Below are 26,087 nucleotides of genomic sequence, written 5' to 3'. Positions count from 1 at the left end.
AAAAAATGCTGTTCGAAGGAGAAATGCCTAATGATGTATGACCTCGTTTTTCTGCATGCTCCAAGCGTCTATGATTTTAGAAAAAATTCATTACTTGCTGGTCCTATAAGTGATGTGGTTCCCTCATCTCCTGTTTTTGAGATGTATCCAATAGGAATAACAAGCATTGCCGATTATCTTGAACGCTACGGTCTCCGTGTAAAAATTATCAACCTTGCAAATCGAATGCTGATGAATCAGAATTTCGATGTTGAAAAAAAGTTAAAAAAGATTAAAACCAAAGCGTTTGGGATTGATCTTCATTGGCTTCCCCATGCGCATGGCAGTATTGAAATTGCCAGGATTATTAAAAAACTCCATCCTGAAACCCCTGTGATTTTTGGTGGCCTGTCCGCTACCTATTACCACAAGGAATTAATAGAATATCCCTTTATTGACTTTGTCATGAGAGGAGATTCGACTGAGAAGCTTATGCTTCTATTATTAAATAAGCTTGAAACAGGAGAAACTCACTACGAAGAGATTCCCAACCTTACGTGGAAAAAGGACAATAAACCAGGTTTTAATCCCCTTACTTATGTTCCGGATAATTTAGATGACCTTGATGTTCCCGGGTACAGATATACAATTAAATCCGTCTTCAAATATAAAAATTTCCTTGACCCTCTCCCCTATAACGGCTGGCTTCAATATCCTAACACTGCACTGCTGACCGCACGCGGCTGCACACAAAACTGTCTCATATGCGGTGGATCGAAGGAAGCCTATTTGCAAAATTGCGGCCGTAAGTCTCTCGCATTAAGGTCGCCCGCAAAGCTTGCTGAGGATATCCAGTTTATTCAGCGTTTCAGCCGTGCACCCATCTTCATTCTTCATGATATCCGCCAAGGCGGACCAGAGTATGTAAACGAATTTTTTTCGCTATTAAAAAATATGAAACTCAAAAATGAAATCGTATTTGAATTATTCCAATATGCAGATGAAGAGTTTTTTAGGCAATTACATGAAGCAGTTCCCAAGTATAGCATTGAGATTACACTCGAAACACATGACGAAAAGCTGAGAAAGCTAAACGGAAAGTTCCACTGTACAAATGATAAGGTAATAGATACTTTGAATTTCGCCTTAAAGCATGACTGTAAAAAAATTGATCTTTTTTTCATGGTGGGAATTCCCGGGCAAACCTATCAAAGTGCTTTAGAAAATATTGATTTCTGTGAAACTATTCATCTAAACTGCAATAAGGATTCACGACTATTTTATTTCGTTGCCCCTCTCGCCCCCTTTCTCGATCCTGCCAGCCCTGCCTTTGAAAATCCTGAAAAATACGGCTATAAACGGTTTTGTTATACACTTGAAGACCACCGTGCGGCCATTGCCCAGCCTTCCTGGAAACATATGCTCAGCTATGAAACAAATGAGATGACCAGGGATGATATTGTTAGCGCCACCTATGATGCCGCCAGCAAACTAAATAAGTTTAAACTGCAGTACAGACTAATTGATCGTGAAGGATATCTGGATATAGATTCTAAGATTCAAAGATCCATAGAGTACATTGAAAAAATTGACCAGCTTCTATCCCTTTCACCGGAGCACCATTCGGAAGAGCTTTTGAAAATCAAAAAGGAAATAGAAGAACTAAATCGGCACAGCATATGCGGTAAAAATGAATTGAAATGGGAAGTACAGAAAAACTATGCCAATATTTTCTCCCTTGCTTTTGTCGGACTGGAACTTCTTTATAAAGATTATGCAATAAAAGTCAATAAACAAATTCACCCCCGGTCACGCCACCAGGTTAAATTGCATGTATAAAGAAAAGCGCAAGCACCAGTTCAGCGAAGCAACTACCTGAGGAAGCTTCCTGTAACGGCTTCTCTGAATAGACGACATGAAGCTTTGCGACGAGCTGAACATAAGCTTCTTTGAAAAAGCTGTGGCGCAGGAGCACTTGAGTTCGATGTTGACTTATCGTAGGGAGAAGCGGGATGGACACACTAGCTGCACCAAGTTTCACCTAGAGGTCATACTTGATGCAAGATACTCAAGGAAGCATTTCAGAGATGAAAACTCGCTGGGCGCTGGAACTAGACAATTTAAAAGGTAAAACTTTTTACTTTCTTAACAATTAAGGAAAAGGAACCTAATCGGGTAACGGGTCGGATACTTGTCACATTTTATAAAAATGTATTTAAAAATGTGCTCCTATTTGTTATACATTTTGTCCTGCTAAATGCAGGGCTTTTTGTTATGTAAAAACATTACAAAGTGCCGTTAAACCTAATGTATTGAGCATTTTAAAGTCAAGGCTCGGTTACAACTGGATGTGGATTTCTTTGGAAAATAAACGGAAAAATTCCGTTTATCTTGGGAAATACCCATATTTCCTTAAAAATAAAGGGAGTTTTTCCGGTTATATGATCAATATCTTTGGATATTGTCTTATTTAGAGCAGTTAACCGGAATATCTCCGCTTATATCTGCTTCTTACTCTTCCTCTTTATACATTAACCGGAAATTCTCCGCCTATGAATTCTCACCTACACGAAAATCAAAAATGAATAATAACAGAGCCAAGACCAAAGAAAAGCGTGGTTTTTTAATAAAAAAAACAGCATTTTGCAGTCTAAAATGTAAGGTAACAGAAGTCTCTGTAATCCTACATTTTGATATACAAATTGGACTACAGTTTAACGCCTATTTTTGTGATTTTCAGTGTTATATCAATAAAAAATGACCATCAAATTCACATACAAATTAATGGTCATTTTCATATACATTTTTAAGTTTTGTGATAGGTAACAGAACCCGTTACTAATCGGGTTCCTTTTTATTTTTTAGATTATGGTAAAGCTCTTGGTTTATTTTTCATAGTTGGTTGGAACGGAAGGTCCGGAACTACGAAGGGAAATCGCTTTCCTTCGTGCGGTTTGAATTCGGGGAAGCATTCCTCCGTAAAAAAACCAGTCAAGGAGACCCGACAGGCGCAAAGCTACGAATCCGCGGAAAGCAAGTTCCTGAAGCAGATGTCAACAAACATATTTAACAGAGCTCTTTTTTAAAATTCGTTTTACTAATATTAATCTTCCTTTCCAATTTTTATTTTTCGGTTATTTTTCTGTTAATAAGGGTAATTACACCTATGTACCTATTTAGAGAGGAGATTTATCCAAGCATGAAAATGAGATTATTGCTTTTGGTATTGGGCTTATTAATTACTGGCTTACTGTCCGGATGCGCTCAAAAAGATAAACTTGCCGATGGGACAGAGCTGATTGATAAAGATACATTTGTTTTTTCAGCTTCAGGTGAATTCAAGCCTTTCAGTTACGTGAAAAATGACGACCTTTCCATGACCGGATTTGATATCGAGGTTGGTAATGCAATCGCTAAAGAGCTAGGCTTAAAGCCGGTTCAAAAGAGAATGAAATTTAAGGGCATAGTTGAAGGGATTAAGACTGGACGGGCTGATGCAGCTGTTGCCAGCCACACCATTAATCCGCTGCGTGCAAAACACGTCCTTTTCTCAACTCCTTATTATTATTCAGGACCGCAGATTTTCACCCGTCCAGACAGCAAAATCAAGACTGTCGATGATCTAAAGGGGAAAGAAGTGGCTGTTGCAAAAGGTTCAACTTATGCAGATACCGCAAAAAAGTATACAAGCAATATCAAAATGTATGATAGTGATATAACCGCTTTGAAAGCCTTAAGTATTGGAAGACATGATGCCGTTATTACAGACTTTGTTACGGGTAAAAGCTCGGCAAAAGAAGGTTTTAAGATAAAAGGGCAGCAATTAATTGAACGAAGTGAACAGGCCGTTGTCATTTCCCAGGACAACCCTCAATTGCTGAAACGGGTAAATGAAGCTCTTGAACATCTTCGCAAAAATGGCACATTAAGCAGAATTTCCGAAAAATATTTTGGTGAAGACATTACCACTAAACCAGAATAAATTAGCTTTTAAATCAATAGAAACTATCTGATAGATAAATAGAAAGGAAGTTGTTACATTGCCTAGTTTTTCGCACTTTTTTGAAACTCTTGTAAGCAACAAGGGACTGTTCATCGATGCGATGCTGCTAACTTTAAAGCTTACTGCTGTATCCATCTTGTTTGGAATTATAATCGGATTATTTTTCGCCCTATTAAAACTCTCACGCAGTAAAATTCTAAGTTTTATTTCTGATGCCTACGTGTATCTGGTTCGAGGAACACCACTAATTGTACAGATTTTTATTTTATACTTTGGTATTAGCGGAGTTTTCCTCATCCCTGACTTCTGGGCTGCTGCATTGGCCTTGGCCTTTCATAACGGCGCGTATATTGCAGAGATTTTCCGCGGAACGATTCAATCAATTGATAAAGGACAAATGGAAGCAGGCCGTTCTCTAGGTATGTCGAAGGGACTTGCTATGCGCCGGATTATTTTACCTCAGGCGTTCAGGCGTGCACTTCCGCCCCTTGGCAACCAATTTATTATTGGCCTTAAAGACTCATCACTTGCTGCCTTTATCTCAATGAACGAATTATTCAATGTTGCAACAACACTTGGATCAAATAACTTTGACGAAATGACCTACCTGTTGATTGTAGCAGTTTATTATCTTGTACTCGTGGCATTGCTGACAATTCTTGTAAGAATGTTCGAAAATCGATTAGCAGTCAGCGACCGATAGGAGGATTTTGAATGACCACAAGAGAAATGATCAAAATTGAAAATTTAAATAAATCATTTGGTGATTTGCATGTTTTAAAAAATATAAATTTGGAAGTCTTTGAAAGTGATGTTGTTTGCCTTATTGGAGCCAGCGGATCCGGAAAAAGTACACTTCTCCGCTGCCTTAACTTTTTGGAAAAAAAGGATAATGGAAACATTATTATTGAAGGGAAAGAGATTACCCCAAGTACGCATGATATTAATGAGATCCGCCAAAAGGTTGGAATGGTATTTCAGCATTTTAATCTTTTTCCACATATGACTGTATTGGAAAATATCATTGAAGCACCGGTCCATGTCAAAAAGGTTTCAAAAAAGGAAGCAATAGAGGAAGCTAAGGTACTTTTGTCCAAGGTTGGACTGGGGGACAAAGCTGACGTCTATCCAAGTAAATTATCCGGAGGCCAAAAACAGCGTGTGGCCATTGCCAGGGCCTTGGCGATGAAACCGGATATTATGTTGTTTGATGAACCCACATCCGCTCTTGACCCCGAGCTTGTAGGTGAAGTACTGGCAACGATGAAGGAACTGGCTGAAGACGGAATGACAATGGTTGTCGTTACCCATGAAATGGGCTTTGCCAGAGAGGTTGCGGATTGGATCATTTATATGAATGAAGGCATGATTATTGAAAAAGGACATCCAGAGGAATTCTTTGAAAACCCTAAAGAAGAACGAACCAGGGAATTCCTAAGTACTACCCAGTTAAAATAATACAGAACAAGGGCCGGAATCGCTTCCGGCCCTTTTATTTGTTTAATTTAGTTTTGACTTCGATTATTGTCTAGCTACAGCACCCAGCGACTAGTGGCCACCCAGGTAGGCGTTTTTAATTTGATCACTTTGATTGAGCTCATCAGGTGTACCGGAAAGAACAATTTTTCCCGTTTCAATAACATATGCTCTTGAAGCAATGGAAAGAGCCATATTGGCGTTTTGTTCAACCAGGAGGATTGTTGTTCCGGTATTATTGATTTCCTCAATAATCCTAAAAATGGTTTTCACCAGTAAAGGAGCAAGACCCATTGACGGTTCGTCAAGCAGAAGGAGGCGAGGGCGGGCCATCAAAGCCCTTCCCATTGCCAGCATTTGCTGTTCCCCGCCTGACAAGGTTCCAGACAGCTGCTTTTTGCGTTCAAGAAGTCTTGGAAAAAGATCATAGACCTTCGAAAAGTCTTCCCGGATTCCCTGCTTGTCTTTCCTTAAATATGCTCCCAGCTCAAGGTTTTCCTCAACAGACATATTCGAGAATACCCGGCGGCCTTCCGGAACGTGAGATATACCTTTTTTAACAATAGTCTGTGCTACCTTGCCGGAAATGGAACTTCCTTCAAAGATAATGTCGCCCTGCTTGGGCTTCGCCAATCCGGAAATGGTTTTTAACAGGGTGCTTTTACCCGCTCCATTGGCTCCAATCAGAGTAACAATTTCACCTTCATTTATTTCAAGAGAAACTCCCTTCAATGCCTGGATATTTCCATAATAAACGTTAATATCATTAATTTGCAGCATCATGAAACCTCCTCACCGAGGTATGCTTCAATTACCTTAGGGTTATTCCGGACTTCCTCCGGAGTACCTTGAGCAATCAGCTGACCATGGTCTAAAACATAAATTCTTTCACATACACCCATAACTAGAAGCATGTCATGTTCAATCAGGAGAACGGTAAGGGAAAACCTTTCCCGGATAAAAGAAATTAAATTCATCAGTTCGTGCGTTTCCTGAGGATTCATACCAGCTGCCGGCTCATCCAAAAGAAGCAGCTTCGGATTAGCAGCCAATGCCCTCGCAATCTCGAGTCGGCGCTGCTGTCCGTAAGGAAGGTTCTTTGCTTTTTCATGAAGGAAATCTTCAAGTTTAAAAATCTTTAGAAACTCAATTGCCTTTTCTTCCATTTCTTTTTCACCTGAGAAATGAGGTGGCAGGCGGAATATGGAACTTAAAATCGAATGCCTTGCCCGAGAATGATAGGCAACTTTAACATTATCCAGAACGGACAGCTCTCCAAACAGGCGGATGTTCTGAAACGTTCGGCTAATCCCTTTTCTCGTAATTTTAAAAGGAGCAAGTCCATTTAGTTTATCTCCGTCTAATTCAATGCTTCCTTCGGTAGGAACATAAACCCCAGTCAGCAGGTTAAAAAAGGTAGTTTTACCTGCACCGTTCGGACCGATTAAACCAACCAGCTCGCCCTGCTTCAACTCTAAATTCACGTCGGAAACGGCCTTCAGCCCGCCAAACCGGATTCCTGCCTTTTTTACCTTAAGCAATAGTTTGTTTGTTGTCATTTGGCATTCCTCCCTTTCCAGTCCCGCGATGTTTAAAGAGTGAAGTAAGTTCCTTTGTACCCATCAGTCCCTGAGGGCGGTAAAGCATCATAATAATCAGGACTAGACTGTAAATAATCATCCGGGTTTCCGAATAATCCTGAAGGAATGTTGAAATAATTGTGAGCAATATGGCGGCAATAACTGCACCTGACATACTTCCCAGACCGCCAAGCACGACAAAGATTAAGATATCAAATGATTTTAAGAAGCCAAAGTTGGTTGGCTGGATAATGTAAAAGTTATGAGCATAAAGTGCTCCGGCAATGCCTGCAAAAAATGAACCAATTACAAAGGCCGCTACTTTATAATAAGTCGTATTAATACCCATTGCGTCAGCTGCAATCTCATTTTCACGAATAGAGATACATGCACGGCCGTGTGTCGAATTCGTAAAGTTTGTAATAACTACTACAGTAAGAACCACACAGGCTACAAGCCATGGCCAGGTAGTTAAATGGCGAACCTGCATCCCACTGGCACCGCCAATATAATCAATGTTCAAAAAGGTTATCCGAACTATTTCACCGAAGCCTAAAGTGGCAATTGCCAGATAGTCTCCTTTTAGCCGAAGACTCGGAATTCCAATGATAAGGCCTGCCACTCCAGCCGCAATGCCGCCAGCAAGGATCGCTACCGGGAAAGGGAGGTCAAGCTTCATTGTCATAATGGCGGATGCATAGGCACCTACCGCTAGGAAGCCAGCGTGGCCTATCGAAAACTGGCCTGTGATTCCCATTATAAGATGGAGACTGGTTGCAAGAATAATATTAATTCCAATATAAAAAATTGTATTAACATAAAATGAGTTCAGCGTACCGCCAGAAATCAAAAATTGAATAAGGGCAGATAAAATGGCAACAACAACAATAGCTGTCCAAAAACCCTTTCCATGCGTAAGTTTTTTCATCGTCTCTCCCCCTTAAACCTTTTCCCTGACGTTTTTGCCAAAGATACCTGAAGGGCGGAAAATCAAAATCAGAATTAGCACCACAAAGGCTGCTCCATCACGCCATAAAGAATATCCGCTCGCACTTACCAGCGATTCAATAACACCAAGCACCAGTCCGCCGACCATTGCACCAGGGATAATTCCTATTCCACCAAGGACTGCCGCAACAAAGGCCTTAAGACCAGGGATAATTCCCATAAGCGGTTCGATTTTTGTATAGTACATTCCAAAAATAACGCCTGCAGCACCTGCAAGAGCAGACCCAATCGCAAACGTTGCAGAAATGGTATTATCAACGTTAATGCCCATAAGCCTTGCTGCATCCATATCATGAGAAACGGCACGCATTGCTTTGCCAATTTTCGTTTTATGAACAATAAACTGGAGCAGAACCATCAGCAATATGGAAATAGCTAAAATAAATAAGGATTGGCTGCTGATTTTTACACCAAAAAATTCAACATTTTTAAAAGGTAATAGATTATCAGGATATGCTTCCGGCTGCGCTCCGCGCGCATAAATTGTTGTATATTCGATCAGCAGGGAAACACCAATAGCTGTAATTAAAGCCGCAATCCTGGTTGCGTTCCTTAGTGGTTTATAAGCAATTCTTTCGACTAAAACACCGAATATAGCACAAACCACCATACTTATCAGCAAAGCTGGAAAAAAGCCCAGATGAAAAATAGTAATCGAATAAAAACCTACGAATGAACCTACCATGAAAACATCGCCGTGAGCAAAGTTTATAAGTTTTACAATTCCATAAACCATGGTGTAACCTAATGCAATTAGTGCATATATACTGCCAAGAGAAATCCCGTTAACGAGCTGCTGTATCCATTCCATCTCTTCACACTCCTCCGAAAGGGCCTTCTTTTTATCAAAAAGTGAATAGGGAGATACGACTGTTCTCCCTATTCATTTTCTTATGAAATTAAGGATTTACCTTTGTTTTAAAGGTTTGTTCCCCGTTTACATATTCCAGAATAACCGCTGATTTAATTGGGTCATGATTCTTATCAAGCTTTAGCTTACCGGAAACAAGGCTTAGGCCATCAGTCTTGGCAAGTGCGTCTTTAATTTTTTCAGGGTCACTGCTCTTCGCACGTTTAATGGCATCTGCAATAAAGTAGCCTGAGTCATAACCGAGGGCACTAAATGCATCCGGTGATTTTCCATATTTCTTTTTGAATGCTGAAACGAAGTCCTGAACCTTCTTATCCTTATCTCCTGAAGAATAGTGGTTAGTAATATAGGTATTTTTCAAAGCTTCTTTGCCTGCAATATCCACAAGCTTTGGAGAATCCCATCCATCTCCTCCCATGATTGGAACATCAAGGCCAAGCTCTCTTGCCTGCTTAACGATTAGGCCCACCTCTTCATAGTAGCCAGGAAGGAAGATAAATTCCGGATTAGAGGCTTTGATTCTTGTTAAAATGGCATGGAAGTCTGTATCTTTTTGAACGTATGCTTCCTGGGAAACAACTTTTCCGCCATTTTTCTTAAAGGATGTTTTAAACGCAGCTGCAAGCCCCTTTGCATAGTCACTTGAGCTGTCGATCAGGACTGCAGCTGATTTTACATTAAGCTCTTTTGAAGCAAAATTTGCTGCTACAGTACCCTGGAATGGATCGATAAAACAGGTTCTGAATACATATTCATTTACTTTTCCATCTTTATTTGTAATTGTCGGGTTAGTACCGGTTGGAGTAACAAGCACTACCTTATTATCATCAGCCACCTGAACCTGTGCCAATGTATTTGTACTTGTGGCAGCACCAACGATTGCTGCAACCTTATCCTGGCTGACAAGTTTAATTGCCGCGTTTGTTGCTTCAGCTGCGTCTGATTTATTGTCCACCTTTATAAGCTTCAGCTTCTTGCCATCAATTCCTTTTTTATTGATTTCCTCAACCGCAAGCTGCAAGCCTTCAGATGCGGACTGTCCGTATGAAGCAACTCCGCCTGACAATTCAAGATTCGCACCGATTTTGATAGTATCGCTGCCACCTCCGCCGCTAGCTGAAGAATTACAACCAGCCAATACTCCTCCTGCAAGTGCTAATGACATTAACACCCCTGTTAACCTTTTTTTACCCATGGTTTTTCCCCCTATTTATATTTTTTCGGGTATAAAACAATCCGTGTTTTCAACCTAATCGGACTGTTTTAAATAAAGATAATATTCTGAAAATATTGTACATAATATTTTCCTATTCGTCTAGTACTTTCCTAACATATTTTAATATAATTTGACCAAAGCTACTTTCTACTATACTCGTAATGGAAATTATCTTTCGGCAATCGAAAAATTATATAAGGAAACTAATCATGATGGAAAGCGATTGCTTAAAATGTTTTTTTAATACGATTAGTATTTAATAATAGAGAAGGGAAAAATCTTGGTTGGTATCGATGATATTTGTCCATAAGACGTGATCCAGGGACAAATTCTTGCTGATTTGGTTGCGCTTTGTCCGCGAACGCTGTTGATGACCAATTAAATAAGGAGATGCCTCGGCATCTCCTCACTTAACCAATTAAGCTTCAGCTAATTCTTGTTTTTTAGTTTCGGTTCCGAGAAAAACCACTGTTACAGCTCCTACCAAAATAGCTACGCAAAAGATGAGGAATATGGACGAAATATCTACTTTTTGTGTAACCATATAGCCTACAAGAAGAGGTCCAAGGATTCCGCCTACACGGCCAATGGCAGCCGCCATTCCAGCACCGCTTCCCCTAATGTTGGTTGGATATTGTTCCGGAGTGTATGCATATAGTGCTCCCCAGGCTCCAAGATTAAAGAATGACAAGAAGATACCAGAGATCATTAACATTGCACTAGATTCTGCTGTCCCAAAGAAGTAAGCGCTCAAAGCCGTACCTATTAAATAAGTCACTAGGACAAACTTCCTGCCAAGCTTTTCAATAAACCAAGCGGCTGTAAAATAACCTGGCAATTGCGCCAATGTCATAATCAGTACATACTGAAAGCCTTTAATTAAGCTGAATCCCTTCATGACCATAACACTTGGAAGCCATAAAAACATTCCATAGTAAGAGAACACGACACAGAACCACAGAATCCAGAGCATTAATGTACGGCGGGCATATTCCCCTGACCATAGCTTTGAAATGCTTTCTAATACAGTTATCTTATTTTTATTCTTAACTGCCGAAAAACGTGGTGAGTCCGGAAGCCCCATGCGAAGATATAGCGCATAGATGGCAGGTATAGCACTTATAATCAAAGCTGTTTGCCAGCCGAATTTCGGAATGATGAAGTAGGAAATGAGGGCTGCAATCAGCCAGCCACCAGCCCAAAAGCTTTCTAGCAAAACAACAACACGGCCCCTTTTCTCAGCCGGTACACTTTCGGATACAAGTGTAGAAGCAACCGGAAGTTCTCCTCCAAGGCCTGCTCCAATAATAAAGCGAAACACTAAAAAGATAGCAAGCGAAGAGGTGAAAGCAGACGCTCCGCTTCCTAATGAAAATAATAATAATGTAAGAATAAAGACCTTTTTTCGGCCAATTCTGTCAGCCATTACTCCAAAAACTAATGCCCCTACGGCCATGCCAATTGAATTTACGCTTCCTATCCAGCCCATTTGTTCTGTCGACAAATTCCATTCAACTTTTAACGCTGCAATAATAAATGAAAGCATGCCGACATCCAAGGCATCAAACATCCAGCCCAAGCCCGCAATTCCTAGCAATTTGCGGTTGGAAATTTCGTTTTCCTTCTTCATAAGGAACCCCCTGCCAAATATATTTAGTTATTTTCTCTCTTTTCTCAGTTAATATGTATTAACTATACTATCATATCAGGTGTCTTTACACTTGTCATTATACTTGTTTGTCATACTTCTATTTTTTCGTATTATGCTCTGTTAATGGAAAGGAAAATTCATCTCCCGTTGTTATACTCAGCTGGTTCTATGTCGAAAAAAGTACTATTTTCCAATTTTACAAACTATTCAGATAAATATATAATGATGCTTGTAATTATCTTTATATTTTAAAGGAGGAAATTTAATGGCAGTAAAAGAGGAATCCCTCAGCAACTCCCTGTTTGAATCATCTCCGAGAGACTATACTGAAATTGTTAAGTCACAGCCGTTTCAAGAGCTTCTAAAAGTTAAACGCGCATTTATCCTTCCGCTTACTTTATTCTTCCTGGTATTTTACTTTACATTACCAGTATTGACCGCTTACTCCACCGTATTAAATAAACCTGCATTCGGGCCTGTCAGCTGGGCATGGGTGTTTGGATTTGCCCAGTTTATTATGACTTGGGCCTTATGCATTCTTTACACGAACAAAGCCGTCAAATTTGATCATTTAGTTGAAAAAGTTAAACAAACAGGAAGAGGGGTTTAGTCATGAATAAATTGGCATTTACCCTTTTTCTCTTAATTGTTGGACTAACTTTGGTTATCACTTATTTCGCTTCCAAGCGGACAAAAACGACCAGTGATTTTTATGCAGCTGATGGCAGCCTGACTGGATGGCAAAATGGCTGGGCTATTGCCGGTGATTATATGTCGGCTGCCTCTTTCCTCGGAATTGCAGGCATGATCGCCCTCTCCGGGTTTGATGGTTTCTTTTACAGCATCGGATTTCTTGTAGCTTATCTGGTCGTACTGTATCTTGTAGCAGAACCTTTACGCAATCTGGGAAAATACACGATGGCCGATATGATTGCAGCCCGCTTTAATGACAAGAAGGTTCGCGGAGTTGCGGCCTTAAATACAATTGCTATCTCTACCTTTTACATGATCGCGCAGCTGGTCGGAGCTGGTGCACTTATTAAATTACTTTTAGGAATCGATTATATTTATTCCGTTCTCATTGTTGGAACGCTAATGACGGTTTATGTAGTTTTTGGAGGAATGATGGCCACAAGCTGGGTACAGATTATCAAGGCTGTCCTTTTAATGACAGGAACCTTCCTTATCTCTTTCATGGTTTTTGCGAAGTTTGATTTTAGTATTGCGAAAATGTTCACTGAAATGAAATCAGCAACACCAATGGGAGCAGGCTTTCTCAATCCAGGCAATAAATTTACAAACCCGCTGGATACCATTTCACTGAACCTTGCGCTTGTTCTCGGTACAGCGGGTCTTCCGCATATCCTGATTCGCTTCTTTACCGTTAAAGATGCCATTACAGCAAGAAAGTCAGTAGTCTATGCTACTTGGATTATTGGAATCTTTTATATTATGACGATCTTTCTCGGCTTTGGGGCAGCCTCCTTTGTAGGATTTGATAATATTGTGGCAGCCAATCCAGCCGGTAATATGGCAGCACCACTTCTCGCTAAGGCACTAGGAGGAGAATTCCTGTTTGCTTTTATCTCGGCAGTTGCCTTTGCAACCATTCTTGCGGTAGTAGCAGGACTTGTACTTTCAGCAGCATCGGCCTTTGCCCATGATTTTTACAGCCATATTTTAAAAAGAGGAAATGTAACAGAAAAACAGCAAATAGTAGCTGCTCGCTGGGCCTCTATTGGTGTTGCTGTCCTCTCGATTCTTCTTGCCCTTTTCGCTCAGAAGATGAATGTGGCCTTCCTGGTTTCCCTGGCCTTTGCCGTGGCAGCCAGTGCAAACCTGCCTGTTATTCTATTAACGATTTTCTGGAAGCGTTTTAATACCTCTGGTGCTGTTACTGGTATGATTGTTGGTCTTGCCAGTTCTCTCATTCTTGTAGCGATTGGCCCTAATATCTGGGCTGAGGAAGCCGGAAAGGCAATTCTTGTTGGAAAGCCTTTATTCAATCTTGCTAATCCAGGTATTGTTTCCATACCACTCGGCTTTATCGGGGCTTTTGTGGGAACCCTTCTCTCACGTGAAAAGGTCAATGAAGAAAAATTCAATGAAATACTTGTTAAAGCGAATACTGGAATGTAACATTTAAATTCAATCTTAATAGGCTGCCACCTGGCAGCCTATTAATTTTTTATTATGATTCTCTTTTAGGTTTCACTTATTGATAAAGTCCTAAATGGCAGAGCCCCCATCCCCACAATAGTCCCAAGAACTATTTTAAAATTTTCCCAACAAGTACCTATATACCTATTTATCAATCCTAATATGCTACTTTAGAACTTTATTTCACTAAACGTTTATTTTTTATTGGAAATTTTCTGAATATATTGTTATAAATAATTAAGTTTTATATTTTTAAGAATCAAACCCCAAAATCAAGGAGGAATTTTATTGAAGAAAAAAGCTGTTTCTATTACTCTATCGGCAGGTTTAATCTTAAGCGGCATGGCTGGTGCAAGCGCATTTGCCAGTACTTCAAAAGCCAATGAAACCAAGCAATTCAGCAAGGTAACGGGCACACCTGATTTTGTAGCGGGCAAGCTTACAAGTGCTTCAGCAAAATCTCCAAAGGATGTTATCCTTGAATACCTTGAAAATCACAAACAGGAATACAAGCTTGGAAGTCAATCTGCCTATAATTCTTTTAAAGTAAAATCAGAGGAAGCCGATCCGCTTGGCGGCAAGATCGTCCGCTTGCAGCAGGTATTTGAAGGAGTTCCTGTCTGGAATTCAACTCAGGCTGCACGTGTTGATGCTTCTGGTGTTCTACAGGCAATCAGCGGAGTGGTTGCTCCTGACCTTGATAAAAAAGGCTTAAAAAACCTATTGAAAAATAAGTCTGCAAACGAAGCGATCAAAATTTCGGAAAACGATTTGGGATTCAAACCTCAATATGAGCAAAATCCGACTTCAGAGCTTGTTGTCTATACTACAGGCGATAAAGCTGTTTACGCCTACCATGTAAACCTTAATTTCCTAAGCCCGTCACCAGGCAATTATAATTATTTTATTAATGCAGAAAACGGCGCGGTAATTGATAAGTTTAATGCAATTGATACTGCTGGAAACCAGCCGCCTGCTGCTTTAACCGGCACAAACACAACTGGAACTGGCATTGGTGTTCTTGGAGACACCAAATCTATTAGAACCCTGCTATCAAGCGGTTACTATTATCTCCAGGATAATACGCGCGGACAGGGAATCCTGACTTATGATGGCAAAAACCGTTCAATCCTTCCTGGAACTCAATGGAAGGATGCCGATAACAATTTGAATGCCACATATGATAAGCCAGCTGTTGATGCACATTACTATGCTGGAGTTACTTATGATTATTATAAGGCAACCTTTAATAGAAATTCATTTGACAATAATGGAGCTGCCTTAAAGTCAACCGTTCATTATTCAAGAAACTATAATAATGCCTTCTGGAACGGCTCTCAAATGGTATATGGAGATGGGGATGGCGTAACCTTTATTCCATTATCCGGCGGACTTGACGTTATCGGCCATGAGCTTACACATGCTGTGACAGAAAGAAGCTCCAATCTAACCTACTCAAATGAATCCGGTGCCCTAAATGAAGCTATTTCCGATATTTTCGGAACTTTAGTAGAATTCTATGACAACCGCAACCCGGACTTTGAAATTGGTGAAGATATTTACACGCCTGGAACTCCAAATGATGCACTAAGATCCATGAGTGATCCAACCAAGTATGGAGATCCTGACAACTATGCAAACCGTTATACTGGCACATCTGATAATGGCGGCGTCCATACCAACAGCGGAATTATCAATAAAGCTGCCTACCTGATCACCCAGGGTGGAACTGCATACGGAGTCACTGTTACAGGAATCGGAAATGCTAAGCTGGGAGCTATCTTCTACCGTGCCAATACTACTTATTTCACGTCTTCAACAAACTTCAGCCAGGCCCGTGCTGGATTGGTTCAGGCAGCTAAGGATCTCTACGGTGCTACTTCTGCTGAAGTAACAACTGTAAATAATGCCTTTGATGCAGTTGGAGTTAAATAAAAATTTTTAACCAAAAAAGGAAGCTGGGAACTATCCCAACTTCCTTTTTCTTTATTTATTAAGATCAAAATCAAGTTTTTTCGCTGTCCTAATATTAACAAGGAAAAACAAGGCTCCACCGGCGATTGGCATGACATAGGAAGGAATATGGCCTAAAAGCATTCCTGCAGTAAGCATTGCCAGAGGAAGCATGGTCTTCCCTATGCTGATTACAATACTAAGCACCCTTCCCCTATACTCATCTGGAATCATTTTTTGCATGTAATAGGCAAGAGGAATATCTATAAAGGCGATAACCACCCCAAAGATAAACATTACCAGGCAAAAGTACCCAACAATGACCTGATGATTTAGATAATGGTCTTTAATCAAAACAGGAATACCAATTAAAACCATCGCTCCAGCTAAAAAGATGCAGAGGCGGTATAAAAGGACTGAGTAATTTAATGTTTCAGTGACTCTTTTTACTGCTAATGCCCCAACAATCATTCCCAAAGGAAAAGCTGCTTCAATAACTCCAAATTGCTTAGGGCTCAGGCTCAGGACTTTATTCACTATATAAGGAAGCGGAATGGTAAGAGCAAAGCCAAGAAAAAAATTAATTGAAATTAGAACTTTAAATAGATGGATCATGTTTTTCTGGTTTTTTAAATAAGTGAATCCTTCCTTTATATCAGTGAAGAATTGAAGCTTAACGCTTTCCTTCGCAGGGTCCATCTTCTCCTGGTAAAGGCTAAAATCAATAAACCAGGCAGATATGGCCGAAAGAATAAATGAAACAGAATTAAATAATATATATAACCTTATATCAAAAATCGCGAAGGCCATGCCGCCCAGCATTGGTCCTGCAATGGTTGCAATGGAATCAATAATTCTGCTGACCGAATTTATATTCATTAACCTGTCCCCGGAAACCATGTTTGGTTTCGCTGCCTCAAGCCCTACTCCATAAAAAGTCGTGAAAACAGTCAAACAAAAGGTTGCTGCGTAAATGAGATAAAGATGAAGCTCATATATCATACTTAAACCATATACCAGTGCAAGCAAAAGCCCATTTAATGCATCCATTGAAAGAACAAGTCTTTTTTTATTAAATTTATCCGCAATAACACCGGCAAAAGGATTAAGCAGGATCATGGGAATGACCCCTAGCAACAGAGTTATGGCAAAGCTTAAAGCAGACCCGGTTATTTTGAGTACATAAAGGCTGAGCGCAAAATTGTAGATGGACGTACCAACAATTGAGATCGTTTTTCCTGCTGAAAATAGGTATAGGTTTCTTTTTTCCTTTTGTTCCTTAGGATTGATTGCATTAATTGCTACTGCCTGCATATAAAAACCTCCGGCTTCTTTATTACCCTTATGGTATTCAATTGGCTTAAGCCAACGGCAATAGCAAATTTCACTAAATTTTAATATAAAAAAAGAAAAAGATAGGGCTGACCCTACCTTTTTCCAAATATGGCGTATGAATAAATTTCTTCCCCTTCAACAAAAAAGTTCTCAAACCTTCCACCTTTATCAACCAAACCAGATTTCCTTTCATCAAGCATTGTATAACCCAGATCTTTAACCTTTTCCTTCACTTTTTCAGGCATAAAATTCCCCCGAAATGCTTCTTTAATTTTACTTTTATGGCTGAAGTTTTTAAAAACTAAATAGGAAGCCATTAAATAAGCATCATTTTTAATTAAATGATCTATATCCTTAAGTAAAAAGCTTGTATGCTCGAAGCTGTAGTTGCTAGTGCCAGCATGGTCGATGAGCACATCGGAAATACCGTCTTTTAAGGGGAGATTTAAAAAGTCTGAACAAATAAACAAGATATTTCTTTTTAATCCTGACCTTTCCAGCAATCCTTTTAAATACAAATGGCGAGGAAAGCTGCGGTCCACTGCAATATACAGGCAGTTTTCCGGTAAATCCTGGAGGATATTGCGAAGGAAAAAACCAACTCCAGAACCAAGCTCAAGAAGTATCTTATTATCAAGCTTCAATTTTTCCATCTTCCTCTTCGACCACTCGAGTCCCAGATGGAGGTTTTCCAGATAACTCTGATCTGTCTCAAGAATGTATTCTGTTATATGGCTATCCTCCGGCATCCCTGCAGCATGCTCCAAGGCACCTTCTGCCATTAACACTCCAGATGAAATTGTATATGAATGTCCACATTCACATTCAAGTTTGCCTTCCATAACCTGATTCCGGCTTATACTTCCATCCTGAAGTGTAAGCGGGCTGCTGCATTTCGTACATCTTAATAAATCAAGGACCTTTAAATCAACTCCCATTACAGAATCTGAACCAGATTTCTTCGTCTTTAATTGATCTAATTTCTGTTTTAGTTTTTCCCTCGAATTTACTAAATCCTTTATCTCTTCCTCCAGCTTTTTTAATTTATCTAAATAAATCATTTTATAATAATGGTCTGCTTCGTAATCTGTTAACCGCCCAAAATTTTTATAAAAAAAGATCATTTTAATCTCATTTAAACTAAAGCCCATTCCTTTTAATTCAAGGATATTCTCTAAATTCATCTGACAGCGGGAATCAAAATCATATTGGCCTCCTTTTTTCTCTGGAACAATAAGACCAAAATCCATGTAATGACGAATAGTATCGATACTTAAACGATTGGTTTCAGCAAACTTACCGATTTTCATACCATCACCGCCTGTTTTCCACAAAATAGGTAAATATGTAATATATAAGGATACTCGTCATATTTCTGAATTATTTGTGATATGATTCAACTATAAATCAAGTAAATTCAAATAAAAAGATAATAGTATTTTTTTAGGGGGAGAACCATTGTATTGCAGAGAATGCGGACATCAAACGAATGGGGAGTTTTGTGAAAGTTGTGGTTTCCGGCCGGAGAACAGCCATAGATTTTGTAATCATTGCGGTGCTGAAACAAAGCGATTGCAGGAGCTCTGTACTTCTTGCGGATCGATTATGGTGTCATTTGAAAAAAAGGAATACGCAGGATTTTGGATTCGTTTTGCAGCGAGAGTGATAGATTCTCTTATTCTCGGGATTCCAATTTTTATTGGTGCCCTTATACTCGCAGGGGTTACCGCGTTTTATTCAGAAAGCAGCAATCCGGGGGCTGTCGATGCAGCATTTGGTTTGCAGGCCATCTTATATCTGATTTACATTGCAGCCAACCTTTTTTATTATTCGGGCATGCATGCCTCCAAATGGCAGGGCACACTTGGAAAACAGATAGTGGGGGTAAAAGTTACTGACATGAATGGAAATCGGATATCCTTCGGAAGAGCAATCGGCCGCTACTTTGCCACCTTTCTTTCCGGCATTTTGTATATCGGCTATATAATCGCTGGCTTTACCGAGAAAAAGCAGGCTTTGCATGATTACATTGCAAGTACTGTGGTTGTAAAAAAATAAGATACTGGACGGCTTTCTTTTAAAGGAAAAGCCGTTCTATTTATTAAAACAATAAGGAGTTATTTCTTTGATTAAACGATTTTTTTCTTACTATAAGCCACACAGAAAATTATTTATTCTCGATTTTAGTTCTGCCGTGATCGTGGCATTGCTGGAGCTTGCTTTTCCGCTTGCCGTCCAGTGGTTCATCGACAGGCTGCTGCCTTCAGAAAACTGGTCTGCTATTGTCTCTGTTAGCGCTGGTCTCCTTGCCCTCTATATTGGCAGTACATTTCTTCAGTACATCGTCAATTATTGGGGGCATAAGCTGGGTATTAACATCGAAACAGATATGCGCCAGCAGCTGTTCGGGCATGTGCAAAAACAGTCCTTCCGTTTTTTTGATAATACAAAGACAGGGCATGTAATGAGTCACATTACCAATGACCTGCTGGATATTGGGGAACTCGCCCACCATGGTCCTGAAGATTTATTTATTGCTTTAATGACCATTGTGGGAGCTTTTTGGATTATGTTAACCGTCAATGTCCAACTGGCACTTGTAGCCATTTGTATTCTTCCTTTATTGATGTGGCTGATTATCTTTTGTAACTTGCGAATGAACAAAGCCTGGAACCAAATGTACATGGAAATTGGCAATGTTAACGCCCGTGTGGAGGATAGTGTATCCGGTGTCCGGGTCGTACAGTCATTTACAAACGAAAAGCACGAAATTAAGCTTTTCACAAAAAATAACCAAAAATTCCGCCTAGCTAAACTTGGAGGCTATAAGGTTATGTCTTTCAGTTTATCTGGTATTTACATGATGACCAGATTTATTATTCTTGCCGTCCTTGTATATGGATCGTGGCTGAGCTTTAAAGGTGTTCTTACCTATGGTGAGCTTGTAGGGTTCGTTTTATATGTTAATGTCCTTTTCAAGCCAGTGGATAAAATCAGTGCGATTATGGAGCTATACCCAAAGGGAATGGCCGGCTTTAAGCGCTTTACAGAAATTATAGATTCCGAACCGGATATTAAAGATTCAGAGGATGCTGTTGAGGTTCCCTCCCTGAAAGGTGATATTGAATTTCGGAATGTTTCTTTTAGCTATGACCAAAAGATACGGACTTTGGAAAATATTAATCTTATTATAAAAGAAGGCGAAACAGTTGCCTTTGTGGGTCCCTCAGGGGCCGGAAAAACCACCATTTGCTCCCTTATTCCTCGTTTCTATGACATAGATGCCGGGGCAATTACCATTGATGGAATAGATATACGGGATATGACGAAACAATCCTTGCGATCACAGATTGGGATTGTCCAGCAGGATGTGTTCCTGTTTACAGGAACAATTAGAGAAAATATTGCCTATGGAAAGCTGGGGGCTTCCGAAGAGGAAGTGAGAGAGGCCGCACGGCTTGCTCATCTTGAAGGATTTATTGAATCGCTGCCAGACGGTTATGAAACGGAAATTGGAGAACGGGGGCTGAAGCTTTCTGGAGGCCAAAAGCAAAGGCTAGCCATCGCGAGAATGTTCCTCAAGAACCCGCCCATCCTTATCCTGGATGAAGCTACTTCTGCTTTGGATACTGAAACTGAGCAAATTATTCAGGAGGCATTAATGGAGCTGGCCCAAAACCGAACGACTCTAGTTATCGCCCACAGACTTGCAACTATCCGTAATGCCGACCGCATTATGGTGGTTACGGAAGACGGAATCGCAGAAGAGGGAAGCCATGATGAGTTACTTGCGCTGGGTGGCACTTTTGCAAGCCTGCATAATGCACAGTTTCAAAAGATAGAAATATAATTTTTAAGAAAATTGCGGTTGCTGGTCCGCAGAGCCGGAAGTGCCCTTATCGCGCTCAAAAGGCCGCTTCCTCGGAAAAGCTATGGTTTTTCGTGAGAGGCAAAGCAGACGAAGCTTTCCTTGTCCTGTCCGTCGTGCGGTCTGAATTTAGGGTTATCAATTCTATAGCCAAGGAAATAAAAGAAGATGAGGGGAATCCCTTCATCTTCTTTTGCTTTTTAAAAGGGCGGCCTTACGGTGACCCGCACCATTTATCATTAATTCTTCCACTTCCGAAGAAGTGGACCTTCCTCACCAAAGACAGGATCTTTGTCGGGAACCGGAACATTGCGGATTTCAGCAAGAGACTGCGCCCTCGCAGTCGGGCCACGCTTTAACAGATTGGCTGTCATTCCTTCCGGATAGCCCCCGACCACTTCGAAATCTTCACTGCTTTCCACCATCCTATGTCCGGTGCCTGCAGGGAGTACTATTACATCTCCCTTTTTCAATTCCACACGTTCACCTGCGTTCCCTCCGACAAGAACGGCAGCGCGGCCAGACCTTACACCCAGGACTTCATGAGAGTTGCTATGATAGTGGTGGTAATCAAATATACCGCCCTCCCAGTTGCCGCCCCAGCCATTGCGCTTAAACGAAGCTTCTATTTCATTCGGATTCTCACTGAAGATGCCTTCATAAATAATAACAGGCAGCTCCTGGTTATTTGGTATCTCTCCATCATCCTTAAGAAAAAAGACCTTTCATTCATTTCCATTATGAACTGCTCCTTCTCTTAGAATTCCTTTCATACGTAAATCTTTACTCTATTGAAATGAAGCATTAACCCTCAAATATACTTTTATAGATTTGCTGCTTTAAAGGTATCTCCACCTTCAATTTTTCCATTTTCAAACCCTTTATTAAACCAGCGTTTTCGCTGTTCGGATGTGCCGTGTGTAAAGCTTTCAGGAACCACATAACCTCGTGCCTGTTTTTGAAGTGTATCGTCACCTACAGCATTTGCCGCGTTCAATGCTTCATCAATATCTCCTTTTTCCAGGACACCCCTTCCCTGGTCACGTTTAGCAAAAACACCTGCATAATAATCAGCCTGAAGCTCAAGGCGAACCGAGTATTTATTAAATTCTTCCTCGCTAACTCTATTGCGTATTGCGTTTACTTTGTCACTTGTTCCAAGAAGGTACTGAACATGGTGTCCAACCTCGTGGGCAATTACATAAGCCATCGCAAAGTCACCTGGCGCATGGAATTTTTGCTGAAGTTCATCATAAAAGCTTAAATCAATGTAAAGCTTTTGGTCACCAGGACAATAGAATGGCCCCACTGCAGAACTTGCATTTCCACAGGCAGACTGGACACTCCCGGTATATAATACAAGTTTTGGATTTTTGTAAGTCATTCCTTCTTCCTTAAATACCTCGGACCAAACATCCTCGGTGTCAGCAAGAACAACGGATACAAATTGTGATAATTCCTTTTCCTTAGCAGTTTCCTGGTATGGTGCCGGATCTGCCGGAGCAGAAGAATTGTTGGTCATACCGTTCAGCACATCAGACGGGTTGCCGCCAAGCAGGGCAACGAGAAGTACAATAATAACGCTCCCAATTCCGCCCCCTATCAGCGGGATTCCCCCGAGTCCGCCCCCCGATCCTCTATCATCCTCAACATTCGAACTCCCTCTTCTTCCTTCCCATTTCATGTTATTTCCTCCCTTAGGGTTAAATACTTTAGCAGCAATTAAATTTATAGTCTTATACCCCAATCTGAGAGATTTAAAATATGTAAAGTATGTAAATAGCATAAAAAGAGCTACCCCTTTGAGAGATAGCTCTATCAATAATTGAATCAGACCATGATTTTGCAGATATTATTTGTAAACTCTACTGGATCCTGAATGGTCAAACCTTCAATCAGAAGCGCCTGGTTGTATAAAAGCTCGGTATACAGTTCTAGCTTCTGTTTATCATTTTCAAAAGCAGCCTTTAATGACTCGAATACCTCGTGATTTGGATTAATTTCCAAAACCTTTTCCGCTTCGACATTCTGGCTGTTCGGCATTGCTTTTAAAACTTTTTCCATTTCAATCGTCAGTTCACCAACCGTAGAGAGGCAAACAGGATGGGATTTTAAGCGTTTAGACGCTTTTACTTCTTTTACTTTGCCGGAAAGAATACCTTTCATGGCTTCAAAAAGTTCCTTATTTTCCTTTTCCTCTGACTCGTTTTCCTTCTTGTCCTCTTCTGAATCAATACCAAGATCGCCGCTAGAAACAGACTTAAATTCTTTTTCCTTATATGTGTTCAGCATCCTTACTGCAAATTCATCAATATCATCAGTAAAGTAAAGAATTCCATAACCTTTTTCAGCTACAAGCTCTGTTTGCGGCAGCTTTTCAATTCTTTCCGCAGATTCACCTGATGCATAGTAAATATATTTCTGATCTTCAGGCATTCTGGAGACATATTCATCAAGAGTAACACTTTTCTTTTCTTTGGAAGAATAGAACATTAATAAATCCTGAAGCAAATCCTTATTGGCTCCGAAGTCACTATAAACACCAAACTTTAGCTGTCTGCCAAAGGATTTATAAAACTCTTCATATTTTTCTTTTTCATCTTTTAGAAGGCTTAGCAGTTCGCTTTTAATCTTTTTGCTGATATTTTTTGAAATCAGCTTGAGCTGGCGGTCATGCTGCAGCATTTCTCGGGAAATATTAAGTGATAGGTCCTCTGAATCTACCATCCCTTTTGCAAAGCTAAAATAGTCAGGGAGCAGGTCAGCACACTTATTCATAATTAAAACGCCATTAGAATACAGTTCAAGGCCCTTTTCATATTCAGGAGAGTAATAGTCGAACGGAATTTTTTCCGGAATAAACAAAATGGCATTATATCTGACCGCACCGTCCACACTGATATGAATATGCTTAAGTGGCTTGTCGAATCCGTAATGCTTTTCATTATAAAAGTTCGTATAATCCTCTTCTGTTAATTCATTTTTATTCTTTCTCCAAATCGGAACCATGCTGTTAACGGTTTGTTCTTCCTGGACACTTTCCCACTCGTCCTCGCTGCCTTCTTTCAGCTTGCTTGAGGTAACATCCATCTTAATTGGATAACGAATAAAGTCGGAGTACTTCTTAATGATTGACTTTAAGCTGTACTCTTCCAAAAATTCATCGTAGTTCTCATCTTCGGTATTCTCTTTTATTTTTAAAATAATCTCTGTACCGATTGTTTCTTTTTCAGCTGGCTCAATGGTGTACCCCTCTGCACCAGTTGATTCCCATTTGAAGGCCTCGGAGCTTCCCAATGCCTTACTGTTAACCGTTACACTATCTGCCACCATGAAGGCTGCATAAAATCCCACGCCAAATTGACCGATGATATCATGGCCGTCCTTTAGCTCATTTTGATTTTTAAATGCCAGGGAGCCGCTCTGAGCAATAGTTCCAAGATTGTTTTCAAGTTCTTCCTTCGTCATACCGATTCCGGTGTCTGTCACCTTTAGAGTCCGGTTTTCCTTATTAGCTTCAATTTTTATGTAGTAACTGTCTTTTTCAAAGATTAAAGAATCATCTGTTAAGGCCTTGTAATAGATTTTGTCGATTGCATCACTTGCATTCGAAATCAGCTCTCTTAAAAATACTTCACGCTTGGTATAAATGGAGTTAATCATCATTTCCAATAATCTTTTCGATTCTGCCTGGAATTGCTTTGTTTCCATCATTGCATTCTCCTTTCGTAAAACGTTTATTTTTAGTAGTAGATAAGCATATCATTAGCACTCATAATAAGAGAGTGCTAATCAATATTTATTTATCATATTTTCTTTGTTTGTGTCAATATGTAAAAATTAAGGAAGATAGCGTTTCCGGCTTATCTCCCTATCTATTGCTCATTTATTTATCTGTTAAATTTACTGTGATAAAAAGCGATACCTAGTAGTAGATTTGAATGTTTCCTCTGGGGTTAATACGATTGAAGGAAATTCGGGATGATGAATGGCGTCCGGATAGCCTTGAACCTCCAGGCAGACACCCAAATAGTTTTTAGTTGGTAAATTGCCTGAAAGAGTATAAGGTTCCTCCTCAAGCTGATTCGCCGAGTAAAGAACCACACAGGGCTGGTCGGTTGTTACCACTAATGAACGGCCGCTTTCTTCATCCCTTAGCTCAATCATGTTTTCCCCAGGGTTTGTAAATAGAAGCGGATGATCATAGCCGTTTCCTACCATCACATTCTGAGGATTGGACGAATAAATACCTTGCTTTATTTTTTTGCCGTTTCGAAAATCAAAAGGTGTTCCTTTTGATTCAATCATTTTTCCTGTCGGAAGCATATCGGAATCCATCCCCAAAAAACGGTCGCTATCGAACTTCAGAACATGTTCGGAACAGTCCCTTTTTAAATTTCCGCTTAAGTTAAAGTAAGAGTGGTTCGTAAAGTTCACCAGCGTTTTTTGATCTGTTTTAGCTTCATAAGTAATACTTAATTCATTATCGTTGGTTAAAAGATACTTAACTGTTGTTTCCAAATTTCCTGGGTAGCCCTCTTCACCATCAGGGCTTTTGTAAAAAAACTTCACACCCACCGACTCTGCTTCTTCTATTTTCTCAGTTTCCCATATTACAAAGCTGAACCCTTTTTCACCGCCATGTAAATGGTTGGAGGAGTCATTGGCAGTCAAATGGTATGTCTTGCTATCGAGCTCAAACTCTGCTTTTCCAATCCTTCCCGCTACCCTTCCGACAACGGCTCCAAAATATGGGGACCATTTTGGATAGGCTTCGAATTCATCGAAACCCAGGACAACATTTTCAATAACTCCATTGCGGCCGGGAACAAATAGTTTCGTAATTACACAGCCATAGTTCAAACAGGATACCGACATATCATTATCGTTAACCAATGTATATTCTATAACCGGTTCTCCCTCGTAATCGCCGAGCTGTCTCTCTTTAACTTCCATCGATTCTCCACTCCTTCATCCTATTCGTTCT

21 protein-coding genes are annotated in these 26,087 nt (G+C 40.2%); 9 read left to right on the top strand and 12 right to left on the bottom strand.

Annotation, left to right across the window (positions count from 1 at the left end; all coding sequences use genetic code 11):
* Nucleotides 1-30 precede the first annotated feature (30 nt).
* The 4 genes from AC3WR0_RS12935 to AC3WR0_RS12920 all read left to right on the top strand — a co-directional run bounded on the left by AC3WR0_RS12935 (nt 31) and on the right by AC3WR0_RS12920 (nt 5,440).
* Entirely contained in the window at nt 31-1,818 is a 1,788-nt protein-coding gene (locus AC3WR0_RS12935; protein WP_492552696.1) for a TIGR04190 family B12-binding domain/radical SAM domain protein, read from the top strand.
* A gap of 1,360 nt (nt 1,819-3,178) precedes the next feature.
* Nucleotides 3,179-3,961 carry a transporter substrate-binding domain-containing protein gene (locus AC3WR0_RS12930; protein ID WP_492552695.1) on the top strand — a complete coding sequence of 261 codons (783 nt, stop codon included), beginning with the start codon at nt 3,179-3,181 and terminating at the stop codon, nt 3,959-3,961.
* Between the two features lie 58 nt (nt 3,962-4,019).
* On the top strand, nt 4,020-4,685 hold the full coding sequence (locus tag AC3WR0_RS12925; protein ID WP_492552694.1) for an amino acid ABC transporter permease: 666 nt from the start codon (nt 4,020-4,022) through the stop codon (nt 4,683-4,685).
* 11 nt (nt 4,686-4,696) lie between these two features.
* Nucleotides 4,697-5,440 carry an amino acid ABC transporter ATP-binding protein gene (locus tag AC3WR0_RS12920; protein ID WP_492552693.1) on the top strand — a complete coding sequence of 248 codons (744 nt, stop codon included), beginning with the start codon at nt 4,697-4,699 and terminating at the stop codon, nt 5,438-5,440.
* A 90-nt stretch (nt 5,441-5,530) separates the two neighbouring features.
* Here AC3WR0_RS12920 and AC3WR0_RS12915 read toward each other — a convergent pair whose 3' ends face one another.
* From AC3WR0_RS12915 to AC3WR0_RS12890, 6 genes are all read right to left on the bottom strand, one after another.
* On the bottom strand, nt 5,531-6,238 hold the full coding sequence (locus AC3WR0_RS12915; RefSeq protein WP_492552692.1) for an ABC transporter ATP-binding protein: 708 nt from the start codon (nt 6,236-6,238) through the stop codon (nt 5,531-5,533).
* The gene (locus AC3WR0_RS12910; RefSeq protein WP_492552691.1) at nt 6,238-7,017 is read right to left on the bottom strand and encodes an ABC transporter ATP-binding protein; all 780 of its coding nucleotides are present in this window, start codon (nt 7,015-7,017) and stop codon (nt 6,238-6,240) included. Before AC3WR0_RS12910 ends, AC3WR0_RS12915 begins: the two co-directional genes overlap by 1 nt.
* Nucleotides 6,992-7,966: a branched-chain amino acid ABC transporter permease gene (locus AC3WR0_RS12905; RefSeq protein WP_027323565.1), complete on the bottom strand. Its 975-nt coding sequence runs from the start codon at nt 7,964-7,966 to the stop codon at nt 6,992-6,994. Before AC3WR0_RS12905 ends, AC3WR0_RS12910 begins: the two co-directional genes overlap by 26 nt.
* A 12-nt stretch (nt 7,967-7,978) precedes the next feature.
* Nucleotides 7,979-8,857 (bottom strand): branched-chain amino acid ABC transporter permease, encoded by an 879-nt coding sequence (locus tag AC3WR0_RS12900; RefSeq protein ID WP_027323566.1) that lies wholly within the window; start codon nt 8,855-8,857, stop codon nt 7,979-7,981.
* An 88-nt stretch (nt 8,858-8,945) separates the two neighbouring features.
* A complete protein-coding gene (locus AC3WR0_RS12895; RefSeq protein WP_027323567.1) occupies nt 8,946-10,112 on the bottom strand; it encodes an ABC transporter substrate-binding protein in 1,167 nt (388 codons plus the stop codon).
* Nucleotides 10,113-10,551: 439 nt separating this feature from the next.
* A complete protein-coding gene (locus AC3WR0_RS12890) occupies nt 10,552-11,763 on the bottom strand; it encodes an MFS transporter (RefSeq protein ID WP_492552690.1) in 1,212 nt (403 codons plus the stop codon).
* 286 nt (nt 11,764-12,049) lie between these two features.
* On the opposite strand from AC3WR0_RS12890, the gene AC3WR0_RS12885 reads away from it, so the two are divergent.
* The 3 genes from AC3WR0_RS12885 to AC3WR0_RS12875 all read left to right on the top strand — a co-directional run bounded on the left by AC3WR0_RS12885 (nt 12,050) and on the right by AC3WR0_RS12875 (nt 15,879).
* Nucleotides 12,050-12,394, top strand: coding sequence for a DUF485 domain-containing protein (locus tag AC3WR0_RS12885; protein WP_492552689.1), 345 nt, complete (start codon nt 12,050-12,052; stop codon nt 12,392-12,394).
* A gap of 2 nt (nt 12,395-12,396) precedes the next feature.
* Complete coding sequence (locus AC3WR0_RS12880) at nt 12,397-13,923, top strand: solute symporter family protein (RefSeq protein ID WP_492552688.1); 1,527 nt, start codon at nt 12,397-12,399, stop codon at nt 13,921-13,923.
* A 309-nt stretch (nt 13,924-14,232) separates the two neighbouring features.
* Complete coding sequence (locus AC3WR0_RS12875; RefSeq protein WP_027323571.1) at nt 14,233-15,879, top strand: M4 family metallopeptidase; 1,647 nt, start codon at nt 14,233-14,235, stop codon at nt 15,877-15,879.
* A 51-nt stretch (nt 15,880-15,930) separates the two neighbouring features.
* On the opposite strand, the gene AC3WR0_RS12870 is transcribed toward AC3WR0_RS12875, so the two are convergent.
* Together AC3WR0_RS12870 and AC3WR0_RS12865 are read right to left on the bottom strand one after the other, a co-directional pair.
* Nucleotides 15,931-17,211, bottom strand: a complete 1,281-nt coding sequence (locus AC3WR0_RS12870; RefSeq protein ID WP_492552687.1) for an MFS transporter — start codon at nt 17,209-17,211, stop codon at nt 15,931-15,933.
* A 113-nt stretch (nt 17,212-17,324) separates the two neighbouring features.
* Nucleotides 17,325-18,542, bottom strand: a complete 1,218-nt coding sequence (locus tag AC3WR0_RS12865; RefSeq protein WP_492552686.1) for a MerR family transcriptional regulator — start codon at nt 18,540-18,542, stop codon at nt 17,325-17,327.
* A gap of 295 nt (nt 18,543-18,837) precedes the next feature.
* On the opposite strand from AC3WR0_RS12865, the gene AC3WR0_RS12860 reads away from it, so the two are divergent.
* A complete protein-coding gene (locus AC3WR0_RS12860) occupies nt 18,838-19,290 on the top strand; it encodes an RDD family protein (RefSeq protein WP_492552718.1) in 453 nt (150 codons plus the stop codon).
* Between the two features lie 67 nt (nt 19,291-19,357).
* Nucleotides 19,358-21,082, top strand: coding sequence for an ABC transporter ATP-binding protein (locus tag AC3WR0_RS12855; RefSeq protein WP_492552685.1), 1,725 nt, complete (start codon nt 19,358-19,360; stop codon nt 21,080-21,082).
* A 257-nt stretch (nt 21,083-21,339) separates the two neighbouring features.
* Here the strand turns inward: AC3WR0_RS12855 and AC3WR0_RS12850 are convergent, their stop codons facing one another.
* From AC3WR0_RS12850 to AC3WR0_RS12835, 4 genes are all read right to left on the bottom strand, one after another.
* The gene (locus AC3WR0_RS12850; protein ID WP_492552717.1) at nt 21,340-21,636 is read right to left on the bottom strand and encodes a hypothetical protein; all 297 of its coding nucleotides are present in this window, start codon (nt 21,634-21,636) and stop codon (nt 21,340-21,342) included.
* 287 nt (nt 21,637-21,923) lie between these two features.
* Nucleotides 21,924-22,784, bottom strand: coding sequence for a KPN_02809 family neutral zinc metallopeptidase (gene ypfJ / locus AC3WR0_RS12845; RefSeq protein ID WP_492552684.1), 861 nt, complete (start codon nt 22,782-22,784; stop codon nt 21,924-21,926).
* A gap of 146 nt (nt 22,785-22,930) precedes the next feature.
* Nucleotides 22,931-24,811 (bottom strand): molecular chaperone HtpG, encoded by a 1,881-nt coding sequence (htpG, locus tag AC3WR0_RS12840; RefSeq protein WP_492552716.1) that lies wholly within the window; start codon nt 24,809-24,811, stop codon nt 22,931-22,933.
* A 192-nt stretch (nt 24,812-25,003) separates the two neighbouring features.
* A complete protein-coding gene (locus tag AC3WR0_RS12835; protein ID WP_492552683.1) occupies nt 25,004-26,056 on the bottom strand; it encodes an aldose epimerase family protein in 1,053 nt (350 codons plus the stop codon).
* Nucleotides 26,057-26,087 lie beyond the last annotated feature (31 nt).

This window comes from Neobacillus sp. FW104-15D2, assembly GCF_058790155.1.
The sequence above is the reverse complement of the archived record's forward strand: the minus strand, read 5'-3'. Positions and strand labels throughout refer to the sequence as shown.

Excerpts from the sequence above, each read along its gene's own strand:
- AC3WR0_RS12885 (WP_492552689.1), top strand. The coding sequence starts at position 12,050 with ATGGCAGTAAAAGAGGAATCCCTCAGCAACTCCCTGTTTGAATCATCT.
- AC3WR0_RS12835 (WP_492552683.1), bottom strand. The coding sequence starts at position 26,056 with ATGGAAGTTAAAGAGAGACAGCTCGGCGATTACGAGGGAGAACCGGTT.
- AC3WR0_RS12870 (WP_492552687.1), bottom strand. The coding sequence starts at position 17,211 with ATGCAGGCAGTAGCAATTAATGCAATCAATCCTAAGGAACAAAAGGAA.
- AC3WR0_RS12920 (WP_492552693.1), top strand. The coding sequence starts at position 4,697 with ATGACCACAAGAGAAATGATCAAAATTGAAAATTTAAATAAATCATTT.
- AC3WR0_RS12890 (WP_492552690.1), bottom strand. The coding sequence starts at position 11,763 with ATGAAGAAGGAAAACGAAATTTCCAACCGCAAATTGCTAGGAATTGCG.
- AC3WR0_RS12905 (WP_027323565.1), bottom strand. The coding sequence starts at position 7,966 with ATGAAAAAACTTACGCATGGAAAGGGTTTTTGGACAGCTATTGTTGTT.
- AC3WR0_RS12860 (WP_492552718.1), top strand. The coding sequence starts at position 18,838 with ATGGTGTCATTTGAAAAAAAGGAATACGCAGGATTTTGGATTCGTTTT.
- AC3WR0_RS12865 (WP_492552686.1), bottom strand. The coding sequence starts at position 18,542 with ATGAAAATCGGTAAGTTTGCTGAAACCAATCGTTTAAGTATCGATACT.
- AC3WR0_RS12935 (WP_492552696.1), top strand. The coding sequence starts at position 31 with ATGATGTATGACCTCGTTTTTCTGCATGCTCCAAGCGTCTATGATTTT.
- AC3WR0_RS12915 (WP_492552692.1), bottom strand. The coding sequence starts at position 6,238 with ATGCTGCAAATTAATGATATTAACGTTTATTATGGAAATATCCAGGCA.
- AC3WR0_RS12895 (WP_027323567.1), bottom strand. The coding sequence starts at position 10,112 with ATGGGTAAAAAAAGGTTAACAGGGGTGTTAATGTCATTAGCACTTGCA.
- AC3WR0_RS12880 (WP_492552688.1), top strand. The coding sequence starts at position 12,397 with ATGAATAAATTGGCATTTACCCTTTTTCTCTTAATTGTTGGACTAACT.
- ypfJ (WP_492552684.1), bottom strand. The coding sequence starts at position 22,784 with ATGAAATGGGAAGGAAGAAGAGGGAGTTCGAATGTTGAGGATGATAGA.
- AC3WR0_RS12930 (WP_492552695.1), top strand. The coding sequence starts at position 3,179 with ATGAAAATGAGATTATTGCTTTTGGTATTGGGCTTATTAATTACTGGC.
- AC3WR0_RS12910 (WP_492552691.1), bottom strand. The coding sequence starts at position 7,017 with ATGACAACAAACAAACTATTGCTTAAGGTAAAAAAGGCAGGAATCCGG.
- AC3WR0_RS12900 (WP_027323566.1), bottom strand. The coding sequence starts at position 8,857 with ATGGAATGGATACAGCAGCTCGTTAACGGGATTTCTCTTGGCAGTATA.
- htpG (WP_492552716.1), bottom strand. The coding sequence starts at position 24,811 with ATGGAAACAAAGCAATTCCAGGCAGAATCGAAAAGATTATTGGAAATG.